General features: G+C 77.6%; 12 protein-coding genes. 7 read left to right on the top strand and 5 right to left on the bottom strand.

The genetic code is table 11. The features are described 5' to 3' along the window. The coding region (locus ECOMGDLI_RS08595; protein WP_198954694.1) for a PHB depolymerase family esterase at positions 1-1,044 on the bottom strand (1,044 nt) is incomplete at its 3' end. 145 nt (positions 1,045-1,189) lie between these two features. On the opposite strand from ECOMGDLI_RS08595, the gene ECOMGDLI_RS08590 reads away from it, so the two are divergent. Beyond that, entirely contained in the window at positions 1,190-2,206 is a 1,017-nt protein-coding gene (locus tag ECOMGDLI_RS08590; protein ID WP_198954693.1) for a GNAT family N-acetyltransferase, read from the top strand. A 337-nt stretch (positions 2,207-2,543) separates the two neighbouring features. Further along, on the top strand, positions 2,544-3,521 hold the full coding sequence (locus ECOMGDLI_RS08585; RefSeq protein ID WP_088316074.1) for a threo-3-hydroxy-L-aspartate ammonia-lyase: 978 nt from the start codon (positions 2,544-2,546) through the stop codon (positions 3,519-3,521). Between the two features lie 69 nt (positions 3,522-3,590). Here the strand turns inward: ECOMGDLI_RS08585 and ECOMGDLI_RS08580 are convergent, their stop codons facing one another. Genes ECOMGDLI_RS08580 through ECOMGDLI_RS08570 form a run of 3 tightly spaced genes read right to left on the bottom strand, consistent with a single transcriptional unit; the run spans position 3,591 to position 6,497 of the window. Continuing rightward, positions 3,591-4,064 (bottom strand): phosphate-starvation-inducible PsiE family protein, encoded by a 474-nt coding sequence (locus tag ECOMGDLI_RS08580; protein ID WP_143447583.1) that lies wholly within the window; start codon positions 4,062-4,064, stop codon positions 3,591-3,593. A 47-nt stretch (positions 4,065-4,111) separates the two neighbouring features. Continuing rightward, positions 4,112-5,317, bottom strand: coding sequence for a glycosyltransferase family 4 protein (locus ECOMGDLI_RS08575; RefSeq protein WP_088316066.1), 1,206 nt, complete (start codon positions 5,315-5,317; stop codon positions 4,112-4,114). A 34-nt stretch (positions 5,318-5,351) separates the two neighbouring features. Further along, positions 5,352-6,497: a hypothetical protein gene (locus tag ECOMGDLI_RS08570; RefSeq protein WP_088316064.1), complete on the bottom strand. Its 1,146-nt coding sequence runs from the start codon at positions 6,495-6,497 to the stop codon at positions 5,352-5,354. Between the two features lie 178 nt (positions 6,498-6,675). On the opposite strand from ECOMGDLI_RS08570, the gene ECOMGDLI_RS08565 reads away from it, so the two are divergent. The 5 genes from ECOMGDLI_RS08565 to ECOMGDLI_RS08545 are packed head-to-tail and all read left to right on the top strand — an operon-like array spanning position 6,676 to position 13,327. Continuing rightward, a complete protein-coding gene (locus tag ECOMGDLI_RS08565; RefSeq protein WP_088316062.1) occupies positions 6,676-7,695 on the top strand; it encodes a MoxR family ATPase in 1,020 nt (339 codons plus the stop codon). Positions 7,696-7,700: 5 nt separating this feature from the next. Next, positions 7,701-8,855 carry a DUF58 domain-containing protein gene (locus ECOMGDLI_RS08560; RefSeq protein ID WP_088316060.1) on the top strand — a complete coding sequence of 385 codons (1,155 nt, stop codon included), beginning with the start codon at positions 7,701-7,703 and terminating at the stop codon, positions 8,853-8,855. Continuing rightward, positions 8,852-11,218, top strand: coding sequence for a transglutaminase domain-containing protein (locus tag ECOMGDLI_RS08555; protein WP_088316058.1), 2,367 nt, complete (start codon positions 8,852-8,854; stop codon positions 11,216-11,218). Before ECOMGDLI_RS08560 ends, ECOMGDLI_RS08555 begins: the two co-directional genes overlap by 4 nt. A gap of 43 nt (positions 11,219-11,261) precedes the next feature. Further along, positions 11,262-12,542, top strand: coding sequence for an MFS transporter (locus ECOMGDLI_RS08550; RefSeq protein WP_088316056.1), 1,281 nt, complete (start codon positions 11,262-11,264; stop codon positions 12,540-12,542). Then, positions 12,539-13,327, top strand: coding sequence for a methyltransferase domain-containing protein (locus ECOMGDLI_RS08545; protein WP_198954691.1), 789 nt, complete (start codon positions 12,539-12,541; stop codon positions 13,325-13,327). The genes ECOMGDLI_RS08550 and ECOMGDLI_RS08545 overlap by 4 nt, the downstream gene beginning before the upstream one ends. A gap of 40 nt (positions 13,328-13,367) precedes the next feature. Here ECOMGDLI_RS08545 and ECOMGDLI_RS08540 read toward each other — a convergent pair whose 3' ends face one another. Next, positions 13,368-13,916: an RNA polymerase sigma factor gene (locus ECOMGDLI_RS08540; protein ID WP_198954690.1), complete on the bottom strand. Its 549-nt coding sequence runs from the start codon at positions 13,914-13,916 to the stop codon at positions 13,368-13,370. Positions 13,917-13,975: the final 59 nt, after the last annotated feature.

Raw genomic sequence — 13,975 nt, 5'->3', positions numbered from 1 at the left:
CGCAGGCCGTTGCTGCGGACCGCCGCGGCCACGGCGCTCACCGTGCTCGCCGCGGGGGTCGGGCTGGTCGAGCCCGAGGAACGTCACGGTGCCCGCCACCATGCCGCTGCGCGGGAAGTCGTGGCCCGCGCCGGCGACGCTGATCGCCTCGACGGGGGCCTGCGCCCCGGTCGAGCCGTACCGGGTGCGCGTCCACGACGCCTGGGGCGTGTCCTGCAGCACGGGTGTCTGGGAGAGCGAGTGCAGCGCGGTCCACTGCTTGATCTCCTCGGCGAGGTTCGGGTACAGCAGGATCGAGTCCGCCGTCCCGTGCAGCAGCTGCATCCGGGGGTACGTGCCGGTGTAGCCCGGGTACATGGCGCGCGCCGCGTCGGCCCACTGCGCCGCGGTCTTGCGGACCTGGCCGTTGGCGCAGGCGGAGTTCCACAGGTTGGTGGCCGAGTTCGTCGCGAAGCACGACGCGGGCACGCCCATGTACGCGGCCCCCGCCGCGAAGAGGTCGGGGTACTCGGCCGCCATGACGTTGGTCGTCATCGCCCCCGAGGACGAGCCGGCGATCACCGTGTCGGCGCGGCCGACCCCGTAGAGCCCCTGGGCGTAGCGGACCATCGAGGCGATCGACGTCGAGTCGCTGCCGCCGTCCCGCCGCAGGCCGTTCGGGGTCGCGACGTCGAAGCAGTTGCCCTGGCGCCTGTTGTCCGGCATGACGATGACGAAGCCGTACCGGTCGGCGGCCGTGCGGAAGTCCCTGCCGTAGGCACCGAAGTACGACGGCGCGTCCAGCGCGCACCCGTGCACGAGCACAAGGATCTTCGGCCGTGTCGCACGGTTGTCCGGCACGTACGTGTACATCGTGAGGTTCGCCGGGTTGGACCCGAACGACGGGACCGCGACGAGGGTCGCGGCCTGCGCGTCCGTGCTGCCCATGCCGACCAGCCCGACCCCCGCGGCGAGCACGGTGAGCGCCGTGGCCGCGGCGGTCCGCAGCAACGGCCTGCGCGGCGGGCGGACACGGCGGGCGGGCGACTTCGACGAACGGCTCACGGGCTGACTCCCCACTCCTGACGGATGCATGGCCCGTTAGTGCCTCCGGGGCGCCCCGGAGGTTGCCCGGGTGATCGACGTCCTCGGCCGGCGGGCGGGGGATAACCGCTCGCCCGCCGGCGCGGGTCGCACTACGGTGCCCGCCGTGACCACCCTGCGGCTGCGCGCCTTCACCGACGACGACGTCGACCCGGCCGGCCGGCTGCTCGCGCTGCGGCACGCCGCGCACCGGCGGCGCGAGCCGCTGCTCGACCCGAGGTTCGAGGACCCGGCCGCTGCGGCGGCCGCCGTCCGGGCCGCCTGGTGCAGGGACGGTGCGAGCGGCGCGGTCGCGGTGCGCGGCGGCGAGACGGTCGGCTACCTCGTCGGGGCACCGAAGGCCGACCCCGTGTGGGGCGACAACGTGTGGGTCGACTCCGCCGGGCACGCCGTCGCGCCGGGCGCCTCGGAGGTCGCCCGCGACCTCTACGGCTACGCGGCGCAGCGCTGGGCCGACGAGGGCCGGACGGCGCACTACGTCCTGCTCCCCGCGGGCGGGGACGGCGGGCCCGCGGCGGGCGGGGCCGACGCGCTCGTCGACGCCTGGTTCCGGCTCGCGTTCGGGCTGCAGCACGTGCACGCCGTCCGGGAGCCGCTGCCCGCCGCGCCCGCACCGCGCCCGCCGCTCGTCGTCCGCCCGGCGGAGCGGGCCGACGTCCCCGCGCTCGGCGAGATCGACGTCGCGCTGCCCGCGCACCAGGCGCGCTCGCCGGTGCTCAGCGGGGCCGCGGTGCCGACCGTCGAGGAGCAGACGACGGACTGGGAGGACACCTTCGGCGACCCGCGGTTCCCGACGTGGGTCGCCCAGGTGCCGGGGCCGGACGGCGCCCCGCAGGTCGTCGGCGCGGCCGTCGGCTGCGCGCTCACGCAGTCGCGGACGCACGAAGGGCTCGCGCTCCTGCCGGACGCCGGCTTCCTCGGGTTCGCCGCCGTGCTGCCCGGGGCGCGCGGGCTCGGGGCCGGGCGGGCGCTCGGCGAGCAGGTGCTCGCCTGGAGCGGCGAGGCCGGGTACGCGTGCTGCGTCACCGACTGGCGGGCGACGAACCTGCTGTCGTCCCGGGCCTGGCCGCGCCTCGGGTTCCGGGACACCTTCTGGCGCCTGCACCGCACCGTCGGGCACTGACGAGCCGAGGAACGCCCCCGGGGGACGTCGGCGGGACGCGCGGAGCGTCGCGCCCGGCGTCCGCCGGGACACGGGGGGTGACGGGCTACCGTCGTCGTGTGAGCCGACGACCGGATGTGCCGTGAGCGAGACCGTCGGTGACGGGGCGGTCGTCGGGTTCGGCTGGGCGGACACGCCTCCGCCCAGGGTGACGCGCACCGGTCCGGTGCTGGGGTCGGCCGCGGCCGGCGGTGCGGGTACGCCGACCGGCGGCTCCGGGCCCTGGCGGGAGCCGGTCCCGGGCGAGGTCGTCGGGCAGGACGTCGTGGCCGCACCCGCCGGCGAGGTCGCCCACGCGCTGCCGCTCGGCTCCCCGACGTACTCCGACGTCGTCGCCGCCGCGGGCCGGCTCGACGGCGTCGCGCACCGGACGCCGGTGCTCTCCTCACGGCTGCTCGACAGCATGGTCGGCGCCCAGGTCCGGCTCAAGTGCGAGAGCCTGCAGCGGATGGGCGCCTTCAAGTTCCGCGGCGCCTACAACGCGCTGGCCCGGCTCGACCCCGCGCACCGGGCGGCCGGGGTCGTCTCGTACTCGTCGGGCAACCACGCCCAGGCCGTCGCGCTCGCGGCGTCCCTGCTCGGCATGCCCGCGACGATCGTCATGCCGCACGACGCCCCGCAGGCCAAGCTCGACGCGACGCTCGGCTACGGCGGCCGGGTCGTCCAGTACGACCGGTACGACGGCGACCCGGCGGCCATCGCGGGCGGCATCGCCGCCGAGCACGGCTCGGTCTTCGTGCCGCCGTTCGACCACCCCGACGTCATCGCCGGCCAGGGCACCGCGACCCGCGAGCTGCTCGCCGAGGTCAGCGCCCTCGACGCGCTCTACGTGCCGCTCGGCGGCGGCGGGCTGCTCTCCGGGGCGTGCGTCGTCGCGGCGGCGATCGCGCCCGGCTGCCGGGTCTACGGCGTCGAGCCCGAGGCCGGGGACGACGGCCGCCGGTCGCTCGCGGCGGGCTCGATCGTCACGATCCCCACCCCGCGGACCATCGCGGACGGCGCCCAGACGACCCGGCTCGGCGACTTCACGTTCCCGATCATCCGGGCCGGCGTCGACGGGATCCTCACGGCGACGGACGACGAGCTCGTCGACACGATGAAGCTGCTCTACACGTACCTGAAGATCGTCGTCGAGCCGACCGGCTGCCTGGCGCTGGCCGCCGTCCGCCGGCTCGCGCGCGAGGAGCCGGAGAAGGTCTACGGCCGGCGGATCGGCGTCGTGCTCTCCGGCGGCAACATCGACCTCGCGCGGTTCGTCGACCTCGTCTCGGCCTGACCGGGGGCGGCCAGCAGCCCTACCTACCCGCCTGACCGGGGCCGGCGCCGCCGGGCGCACCGGACGACCTCAGTCGCCCTCCTCCGGCTCCCGCTCCTTGATCCGCAGCATCCACGCCGTCGCGCCCAGGGCGAGCACGAGCCCGCCGAGCACACCGACCTCGAGGATCTGGTCGGTGAACACGCTGCCCTTGCCGGCGTCCTCGGCGGCCTTCACCGCGAGGACGACGATCTCCTTGACGGCGGCGATGATGCCGACGAGGAGGAACGGCTCGGCGACGAGCTTGCGCTCGGCGATCGTCGTCCGGACGGCGTACAGCAGCTCGACGACGATGAAGATGAGCAGGAGCGCGTCGAGGACCTCGATCGCGGCGTCCTGGCTGCGCTGCGCGACGAGCGTGACGACGTGCTCGCCGGCCGCGACGAGGAGGGTCCCCGCGGTGACGACGAGCGCAGCCGCGATCCCCACGTAGACGACGTCCTCGCAGACGACGAGCAACCGGTTGCCGAACCGCGCGTAGGCGGGCTGCTCGTCCTCGGGCATGAACGGATCATCGGGCGGGGCCGCCGGGGGCGCCCGTCGAGACGGCGTCAGCGCACCGACGACGGGATGCGGTGGCCGTGGAGCGCCTCGAGGTGGGCGACGAACCGGTTCGCGCAGCGGTCGAGGCCGTAGCTCTCGACCGCGTGCACCCGGCCCTGGGCGGCGAGCGCCCGCCGGACGGGGGCGTTGCGGGCGAGGCTCTCGACGAGGGTCGCGAGCGGGCGCGGGTCCCCGGGGGGCACGACGAGGCCGCCGCCCGAGGCGCGCAGGACGCCGCCGATCGCGCCGACGTCCGTGCCGAGGACGGCGACCCCGCAGGCCATCGCCTCGAGCACGGTGTTCGGCAGACCGTCCCGGTCGCCGTTGGCGTCGACGACGGAGGGGACGACGACGAGGTCGGCCCAGCCGTAGTGGGTCGGCAGCGCGTCGTGCGGCACCGCGCCGGCGAACTCGATGCGGCTGCCGCCGGGCGCCCGGCGGGCGGCGTCCTCGAGCGCGGCGCGCACCGGGCCGTCACCGACGATGCGCAGCCGCCACGCGTGCCGCACCCGGGAGAGCGCGTCGACGAGCACGCCGAAGCCCTTGCGCTCGAGGAGCCGGCCCACGGCGAGCACGTGGAGCGGCCGCCCGGTCGTGCCGTCCGGCGCCCGGCCCGCGTCGTCGAGGGCCCCGGTCGTCGCTCCGGGCCGCGGCCGGAAGCGTTCCAGGTCGACTCCGTGCGGCAGCTCGGTGACGTTCGCGGACGTCGCCCGCAGCAGCTCGACCGCCCGCGGGTTGCAGGCGACGACGCCCGCGGCCCGCTCGGCCCGGCGGCCGAGCTCGAACGGGGTCACCCGGCGGGCGTCGGCCGCGTGCACCCCGAAGCTGAAGGGCAGGCGCAGCAGGTCACCGGCGCGCTCGGCGACCGCGGCCGGTTCGTGGGCGTACCACCCGTGGACGCCGTCCACCCGGCCGCCCGCGGCCCGCAGCGCCGTGACCCGCGCGGCGAGCGCCTCGGCCTGCTCGTGGACGCCGCCGTCCGGGAGCAGCCGGACGTACGGCAGCAGCTCGGCGACCGCCGGGTGGTGCATCTGGGTGTCGCCGGGCCGGGTCGGGAAGATCCCGGCGAGCCGGCCCGCCCGGTGCAGGGCCCGGAGCTCGCCGAGCACCGCGGTCTGGGTCAGGGTCGGGAAGGCGGCGGTGACGACGGCGATCTTGGGACCGCGGCCGGGGGCCGGGTCCCGCAGGTCGACGACGCGGGGGCGGTCGGTCATGCGGCACGCTCCTCGCGGCGGGGTCGGGGGCGGCTCAGACCGTGACGGCGGTGCACCGGCGGGTCACCTCCGCGACGGTGTCGAGCAGTCGCACGGTCTGCTCCTGCCAGAGCGGGGCGAGCCGTCGCAGCGGCTCGTCGCACCGGCGCAGGATCGCCGTCGCGAGGTGCCAGTCGAGGTGCCGGGGGCCGATCCCGTACCCGTCGAGGAGCCGGTCGAGCGCCTCCTCGGCGCGCTCGGCGTCCCCGGGACGGCCGTCGACGAGGGCGGCCGGGTAGGTCGCGACGTCGAGCGCCCGCGGTGCAGCGGCGACGTCGTCGCCGCTGTCGAGCACGACCTCGGCGGCCGCGGCCGTCGACGCGCGGACGAGGCGACCGTGCTCGAAGCGGCCGTGCGAGAGCACCATGTCGTCGTCCGGCGGCAGGCAGCGGCGCAGGTCGTCGACGAGGGCGCCGGCCCGCCGGCCCTCCGCGGGCAGGGCGGCGGTGACGACCCGGACGGCGGCCTCGGCCGCGGCGATCGCCGCGCCACCGGTCGTCGAGCGCGGGGCCGGGGCCTCGCTGCGGTGCAGCCGGGCGAGCACCTCCCCGGCGGGGAGCGCGACGTCGACGGCCGCGTCCGGGCCCGGCCGCCGGCCGGCGACGGCGTGGTGGGCGGTGGCGAGCAGGTGCGCGAGCGGCCGGTCCGGGCCCGCCGCGGCCGGGCCGAGCGCCGTCCGCAGCACCTCGAGCCCTTCGCGGCCCCGCTCGAACGTGAGCCGGTTGGGGTACCCGGTGACGACCCGGTCGCCGACCGCGAGCCCGATCCGGCGGCCCGGCCGGTAGTGCAGGCGGGCCGCGGCGCGGGCCCAGCTCGTCGTGAGCACGGGCAGGTGCGGGTCGTCGGGGAGCCAGCGGACGCCGTCCGGGACCTCGGGGTCGGTGGAGGCGACGACGACGGCCTCGCGGTGCACCCCGCTGCCCGGCTGCCCGCCGCTGCCGTGGACGACGCCCTCGACGTGGGCGGCGAACCGGTGCCCGGGCGACCAGACGAGGTGCCGCACGCGGGCGCCGGTGACCTCGGCGCCGCCGGCGTGCCGGCCGAGCATGTGGGCCAGGGCCGCCGGTTCGAGGCGCTGGAGCCCGGGCAGGGCGCGGTCGAGCGGCAGCGGGCCCTGCGGGCCGCGGTCCCCGGCGTCCATCCTGCGATCCTCCCCAGAAGTCAAGGACCGCGGTAGTGCCTCATGGTGCTAGTCCCCGGGGGTCCCCCGAGCGGACGAGGCCGGACGTGCACGTCGGCCGCCGGGTCCGCACGGGCGTGATGCAGGGGGCTCCACCCGGGCGGCGGGCGCGCCGGACAGGTCGGCCACTTACAGTGAAATGGTGACAACCGTCGACGACCCGGCCGCTCCGCCCGGGCAGCACGCCCAGCACGAGGACCCGGTCCACGCGCCCGCGGACCTCGGCGAGGTGACCCGGGTGGCCCGGGCGCTCGTCGGCAACGTCGAGCGCGTCGTCCGCGGGCGGCACGAGGCGGTCGAGCTCGTCACGGTCGCGCTGCTCGCGGGCGGCCACGTCGTCGTCGAGGACGTCCCCGGCACGGGCAAGACGACGCTCGCCCGGGCCGTCGCCCGCTCGGTCGGCGGGTCGTTCCACCGGGTGCAGGCCACGGCGGACCTGCTGCCGGCGGACATCACCGGGTCGTCGGTCTGGGACCCGGCCGCGCAGCGGTTCACGTTCGTCGCCGGCCCGGTCTTCGCGCACGTCGTGCTCGTCGACGAGCTCAACCGGACGCCGCCGCGCACCCAGTCGGCGTTCCTCGAGGTGATGGACGAGGGAGCGGTGACCGTCGACGGCGTCCGGCACCCCGTCCCGGACCCGTTCTTCGTCGTGGCGACGCAGAACCCGCTCGAGCAGCACGGCACGTACCCGCTGCCGGAGGGCCAGCTCGACCGGTTCGCCGTCCGGCTGCGCCTGGGCGGCCTCGACGCGGACAGCGAGCTCCTCGTCGTCCGGGAGCAGCTCGCCGGGCCGACCGTGGACCAGCTCGCGCCGGTCGTCGACGCCGACCGGCTGCGTGCCGTCCGGGCCGCCGTCCGCACGCTGCACGTCGCCGACCCGGTGCTCGCGCACGCCCTCGCCCTCGTCCGGCGCACCCGGGAGGACCCGCGGGTCCGGCTCGGTGCGAGCAGCCGGGCGGCGATCACCCTGGTGCGCTGCGCGCAGGCCCGGGCCGCGCTCGCGGCACGTGACTACGTCACCCCGGACGACGTCCGCGCGCTCGCCGTGCCGGTGCTCGCCCACCGGCTGTCGCTGCCGGCGTCCTCGCCCGGCGGCACGGCCGCCGAGGCGCTCGTCGCGGAGATCGCCGGCTCGGTGCCGGTGCCGGTGCAGGTCTGACCACGGTGGAGGACGGCGCACGCACCGGTCCCGCGCAGGGCCGGCCGTTCGTCGAGCCGGTGTCGCTGCGCCCGCTGGCGCTCGCCCCGATCGTCGCCGTCCTCGCGCTGGGCTACCTCGGCTACCGGTCGGACAACGCCTGGCTGCTGCTCCTCGCCTGCGCCGCCGGTGGCCCGTTCGTCGTCTCGTGGATCGGCCGGCCCCGGCTCGAGGCGGTCACGGTGACGTCCGGCCTCGCGTTCCGCGCGGTCGTCGGCGAGCCCGCCGAGTGGGTCCTCACGCTGCACAACACCGGACGACGCACGACCCCGCCGCTGCTCGTCACCGACCGGGTCGTCGGGTACGACGACGCGGTCGTGCTCGTCGGGGCGGTGCCCCCCGGCGGGACGGCGCACGTGACGCAGCGCCGGGTCGCGCGGCACCGGGCGTTCTCGGAGGGGCACGACGTGACGCTCTCGACGACGGCGCCGTTCGGCATGGTCGAGCGCCGCCGGGTCCTCGCGAACCGGCGCGTGAGCGTCGTCCACCCGGTGCCGTCGTGGGCCGCGGACGTCGTCGTCCGCGGCGGGGAGGGGGACGACCCGGCGGGGGAGCCCGCCCGGACCGGCCCGGACCTGCACTCGGTCCGCGAGTGGCGGCCCGGGGACGAGGCCCGGCACGTGCACTGGCGCAGCACGGCGCGGCACGGCCGGCTCGTCGTCGTCGAGCCGGAGCGGACGGTGTCCCGCCGGCTGGCCCTCGTCGTCGCGGGCGAACCGGCCGCGCCGGAGTGGGAGGCGCTGCTCTCCCGGGTCGCCGGCACCGTCGTCGAGGCCGCCCGGGCCGACCGGGAGGTCTGCCTGCTCGCCCGCGACGAGCGGCTCGCGCGGCTGTGCCCGGTGACCTCGGACGACCCGGCGGACGACACCGACGGGCTCGGCGGGATCACCGGCCGGGACGCCGCGGACCTGCTCGACCTGCTGGCGGCGGTCGGTGCCGTCACCGCCCCGCGGGGCGACGACCTGCGCGTCGCGGCCGAGTGGGCCGGGGCGGGCGGCGACGTCCTCGTCGCGACGACGCGCCCGCTCGAACCGGGCTGGTGGGAGCAGATCAGCGCGCGGGCCGCGGCAAAGGGTGTGCGGCTCTCGGTGCTCACGACGGCGGCGCAGGTGACGGTGTGACGCAGCCCGCCCCGCAATCCGCCCCGCAGCCCGCGCTGCTCTGGCGCCCGCTCGCGGCGCGGCCGGGGCCGGGCAGCGAGGGCCCGGACGACCCGGTGCTGCGGGCCGCCGTCCTCACGGTGCACGCCGCGGCGATGGCCGGGCTCGTCGCCGCCGGGGTGCTCGCCCCGGTGCTCGCGGTGCTCGGGATCGCGACGGCGGTCGGGCTGTCCCTGCTCGCACGGGCCTGCCTGACCCGGCCCTCGCTCGGGACGCTGCGGATCGGGCTGTGGGCGGCGGTCGCCGTCGGCACGCTCGTCGTGCCGTTCGCCGCCGCCGGGCTGCGCGGGCTCGGACCGGCCGGGGTGCTCGGCATCTTCGTCGCGGGGTTCCTCGCGGCGACGTCCGCCGACCAGGACGGCACCCGGCGCGCGATGCTCATGAACCTCGTGCTCGGCGTCGCGGTGCTCGCGCTCGGGGTCGGCCTCGGGCCCTTCCTCGCCCCGCGCGGGGCCGGCGCCCTCGTCGTCCCCGTCGTCGTCGGGTGGACCGCGACCCTCGTCGCGCTGGCCCGGGCGGCCCGGCGGCACCCGACGGTGCCCGCCGGCCCGGCCGCGCACCTCTCCGGGCCGGGCCCCGGGCCCGTCGTCCGGGTCACCGGACCGCGGCCGCCCTCGCGCTGGCGGGGCACCGCGGGCGTCGTCGCCGCGACGATGGCCGTCTCGCTCCTCGCGTTCGCCGTCGTGAGCCGGCTGCCCGAGTCGTCGTCCGCGCAGGACGCCGGCTCCGGCGGCCCGTCGGGCGGGCCCTTCGGCGGCGGGCTGCCCGGCGGCCAGGGGGACGCCGCCCCGCGCAGCGTCAGCGGGACCTATTCGGGCGGCGCCCTCGACCTGCGCGCCCGCGGCGACCTGCCGGACACCCCGGTCATGCTCGTCGCCGCGGACTCCCCGACGCTGTGGCGCTCGGCGGTTCTCGACACGTACACCGGGCAGACCTGGGCGCAGACGGCCGCCGCCGAGGGCGGCGTGCCGGTGACGGGCGACGTCGACGTCCGGACGAGGCTCGACCCGGTGCCCGACGGGGCCCCGGTGCGCACGGACGGCGTCCGCTGGCTCGCCGCCGGGCCGTTCACCGTGCCCCGCCCCGGCACCGCGCTCGAGGTGTCGCTCGGTGCGCGGGACACCGCGTTCCTCGCCGCCGACGGCACGCTCGTGCACCCGCACGGCGGCGCCGGCGACCGCTCGGACGACGAGGTCGGGTACGCCGTGCGCTGGGCGGCCCGGCCGTCGGTCGAGCCCGGCGACGGCAACGGCTCCCCGGTCGACGCGGCCGACCTCGTCGCGGCGGCCCCCGCGACCGGGCCGGACGGCGCGGGCCCGGTGCCGGGCGACGGCGACCTCGTGGACGCCGGCCGCTGGCTGCAGAGCTCGGGGACCGTGACGGGCCGCACGTCCGCCCTCGCCCGGCGGCTCGCCCTCGGCGCCGACTCCCGGTACGCCGCCGTGCGCGCCGTCGAGGACCACCTGCGCGCGACGACCCGCTACACGCTCGACGCCCCGGTGCCGGACGAGGACCAGGACGCCGTCGACGACTTCCTCTTCCGCTCGAAGCAGGGGTTCTGCGAGCAGTACGCGACGGCCGAGGTCGTCCTCCTGCGCGAGATGGGGATCCCGGCGCGGCTCGCGGTGGGCTTCTCCGGCGGCGGCCTGCCGTCGTCCGACGCCGGCGTGGACCCGACGGTGACCGACGGCTCGACACGGCTCGTCCGGGAGTCCGACGCGCACGCCTGGGTCGAGGTCTGGTTCCCGGGCGCCGGCTGGGTGGCGTCCGACCCGACCGCCGGCTCGACCCTCGCCGACCCGCCCGCGCTCGACCGGTTCGCCGCGTGGGTCGAGGAGCACGCCGTCCTGCTCGTCGTGCTCGCGGTCGTGCTCGTCCTCGCCGGTGCGCTCGTGGCCTGGCTCGTCGTGCGGCGGCGCCGCAGGGCGGACGACGGCAGCCGCGCGACGTCCGGGCCGGGCCCCGTGGGCGGTGCCGCCGACCTGCTCGCCGCCTTCGACCGGCTCCAGGCCGCGCTGACGCGCAGCGGCGGCGCACGGCGCCCCGAGGAGACCCTCGCCGAGCTCGGGGCGCGGCTCGCCCGGGGCGACGAGCGGCTGCGCGCCGCGGCCGCCGACCTGCCGGCCGACCTGCCCGTCGGTGCCGCCCCGCCCGAGGACGGGTCCGGCGGCGACCCGGTCGGGTCGCTCGCCGTCCTCGAGCGCCTGCTCTACGCCGCGACCGCCCCGCCCCCTGCCGAGCTGCGCGCCGCGGCGTCCGCCCTCGACGCGGTGACCGCCCGCGTGCTCGCCGCCGAGCGCCTGCCGGAGCCCGCGCCGTCCTGACCCGGGGGTCAGGAAGATCCGCACGGCGTGGTTGAGTGCTGGCGTGTCCCGGTACTTCCACATCCTGCGGCGGAGGGCGGCGCTGCTGCCGTTCGCGGCGGCCGTCGTCGCGCGGCTGCCCATCGCCATGGGACCGCTCGGGGTCGTGCTGCTCGTGCAGTCGGTCCGGGACTCGTACTCCGTCGCCGGCATCGTCACGGCGGCCTGGGCGCTCGCCTCCTCGGTCGCGACGCCGCTGCTGGGCCGCGGGCTCGACCGGTTCGGCCAGCCGCTGGTCATCGGGACGACCTCGGTCGCCTCGGGCACGCTGCTCGCCGTCTTCGCGCTGTCGGCGGTCAACGGCGCGCCCGACGCGGTCCTCCTCGTGCTCTCCGCCGGGGTCGGTCTGACCTTCCCGCCGGTCGGCCCCGCGATGCGCGCGGCCTGGCGGGTCGTCCTCGCCGACGACGCGGACCGGCGCGCCGCCTACGCGCTCGACGCGGTCGCCGTCGAGACGATCTTCGTCGGCGGCCCGCTGCTGCTCTCGCTGCTGCTCGTCGTGGCGCCGCCCGTCGTCCCGCTGCTCGTCACGGCGGTGCTCCTCGCCGGCGGCGGCGCCGCGTACGCGTTCACCGCGGCCGCCCGCGCCGTCCGGCCCGAGGAGCACCACCAGGGCGCCGGGCACCGCAGCGCGTCCCCGCTGCGCTCGCGCGGCGTGCTCGCCGTCGTCCTCGTGACGACCGGCCTCGCCGTCGGGTTCGGCCAGTGCGACGTGTCGATCGCCGCGACCGCGCGCGAGGTGCTCGGCAGCCAGGCGAAGGTCGGCCTGCTCTTCACGTTCATCGCGGGCGGCAGCGCGATCGGCGGCCTCTGGTACGGCGCCCGCCTCTGGCGGCGCCCCGAGCGCACCCGCTACCCGTTCACCCTCGCCGGGTTCGCGACCGGGCTCGGGCTCATGGCGCTGCTCATCCTCACGCTCGACGTCCCGCCGCTCGTCGCGATCCTGCCGGTCATGTTCGTCACCGGTGTCTGCATCGCGCCCGGCCTCATCATCGCCCAGAACCTCGTCGACCACCTCGCCCCGCGCGACCGGCTCAGCGAGGCCCAGGCGTGGCTCAACACGGCGTTCACCACCGGCGGCGCGGCCGGGACGGCGATCGGCGGGCTGCTCGTCGACGTCGGAGGCCCGGGTGTCTCGTTCCTCGGGGCGTGCGCGGCCGTCGGGTGCGCGGCGCTCGCCGCGGCCCTCGTCCAGCCCCGCTGGCGGACGGCGTCCGAGCACCTGCCGCACGGGGCGGCCCCGGCCGCACCGGCCACGGCCCGGGCGGACGAGGACGCCGCGTGACCGACCGCCCCTTCGCCCCCGCCGAGCAGCGCTGGCTCGCCGGCCTCGGCACGGTGCGGGACGTCGTCCGGCAGACCCTCGTCGCCGAGCAGGTCGAGGCCGCGCTCGCGCTGCTGCCGCCCGGGCCGAAGCGTGTGCTCGACGTCGGCTGCGGGCAGGGCACCCAGGCGCTGCGGGTCGCCCGGCTCGGGCACGACGTCGTCGGGCTCGACCCGTCGCCGGACCTGCTCGACCGGTTCCGCGCCGACCTGGACGGCGAACCGCCGGCCGTCCGCGACCGCGTCCGGCTCGTCGTCGGCCCGGGGCAGCAGGCGCCCGACCTCGCCGGCCCGCTCGCCGCCGGCGGCTTCGACCTGGTCCTGTGCCACGGAGTCCTCATGTACCTCGACGACGACGCGCCGATGCTCGCCGCGCTCGCGGCCGTCGTGCGCCCCGGCGGCCTGCTCAGCCTGCTCGTCCGCAACGGCGTCGGGCTCGCGATGCGCCCCGGCCTGCTCGGCGACTGGACGCAGGTGCACCGGGCGCTCGACGGTGCCCGCTACACGAACCGGCTCGGTCTCGACGTCCGGGCCCACACCCCGGCCGGCCTGGACGCCGCCCTCGCCCCGCACGGCCTGACCCGTCGCCGCTGGTGGGGCGTCCGGACGTTCACCGACCACCTCGACGGCCCGCCGCCCGAGGGCGCTGCGCTCGACGAGCTGCTCGGCGCCGAGCGGGCGGTGGCGGGCGTCGACCCGTACCGGCAGGTGGCAGCGCTCGCACATCTGGTGCACGCGAGGGCCTGAGGCGCTGCCGGCCGGCTCCGGCCGGCTCCGGCCGCCGTCCTCACCGCACCGCGAGCAGCACCCGCAGGCTCGTCCGGGCGTGGTTGATCCGTGACTTCACGGTGCCCAGCGGGACGTCGAGCCGCTCGGCGATCTCGGCGTAGTCGAGGCCCATGAGGTCGCGCAGGACGACCGCCTCGACGACGTGCGGCTGGTCGACGCGGAGCTTCTCGAGGGCCTCGACGAGATCGAGGCGGGTGCCGGCGAGCACGCTGACCCGGGCCGGGTCGGCGACCTCGGGGGCCTGGTCGAGGCCGGCCTCGTCCGCCGTCCTGCGCATCCGGCGGTAGGTCGCGAAGGCGCTGTTCGCGACGACCGGGTAGAGCCACGTCGTGAACCTGCTCCGGCCGCCGAAGCCGTGGATGCCCTTGGCGACGGCGATGAGCGCCTCCTGGGCGGCGTCCTCGGCGTCCGAGCTGAACGGCAGGATCCGGGTGCAGCGACGCAGGACGTCCGGCCGGATCGCCGTGAGCAGCGCGTCGAGGGCGGCCGCGTCACCGGCCGCGGCCCTGGCCGCGAGGGCGTCGAGGTCGGTGCTGGGTGAGGTCACGTTCACATGATCTCAAACCGGGACGGCGTGACGTCACCAGTCATGATCAGGCAGGATGC

It is taken from the genome of Kineosporia sp. R_H_3 (assembly GCF_002198675.1).
In the GTDB taxonomy this organism is placed as follows: Bacteria; Actinomycetota; Actinomycetes; order Actinomycetales; family Kineosporiaceae; genus R-H-3.
Note: the sequence above shows the minus strand (reverse complement) of the source record. Positions and strands in the feature narration are given on the sequence as shown.

Bases quoted from the DNA above. Each gene is read 5' to 3' on its own strand.
- ECOMGDLI_RS08570 (WP_088316064.1), bottom strand. From the start codon at position 6,497: ATGGACGCCGGGGACCGCGGCCCGCAGGGCCCGCTGCCGCTCGACCGC.
- ECOMGDLI_RS08565 (WP_088316062.1), top strand. From the start codon at position 6,676: ATGGTGACAACCGTCGACGACCCGGCCGCTCCGCCCGGGCAGCACGCC.
- ECOMGDLI_RS08580 (WP_143447583.1), bottom strand. From the start codon at position 4,064: ATGCCCGAGGACGAGCAGCCCGCCTACGCGCGGTTCGGCAACCGGTTG.
- ECOMGDLI_RS08575 (WP_088316066.1), bottom strand. From the start codon at position 5,317: ATGACCGACCGCCCCCGCGTCGTCGACCTGCGGGACCCGGCCCCCGGC.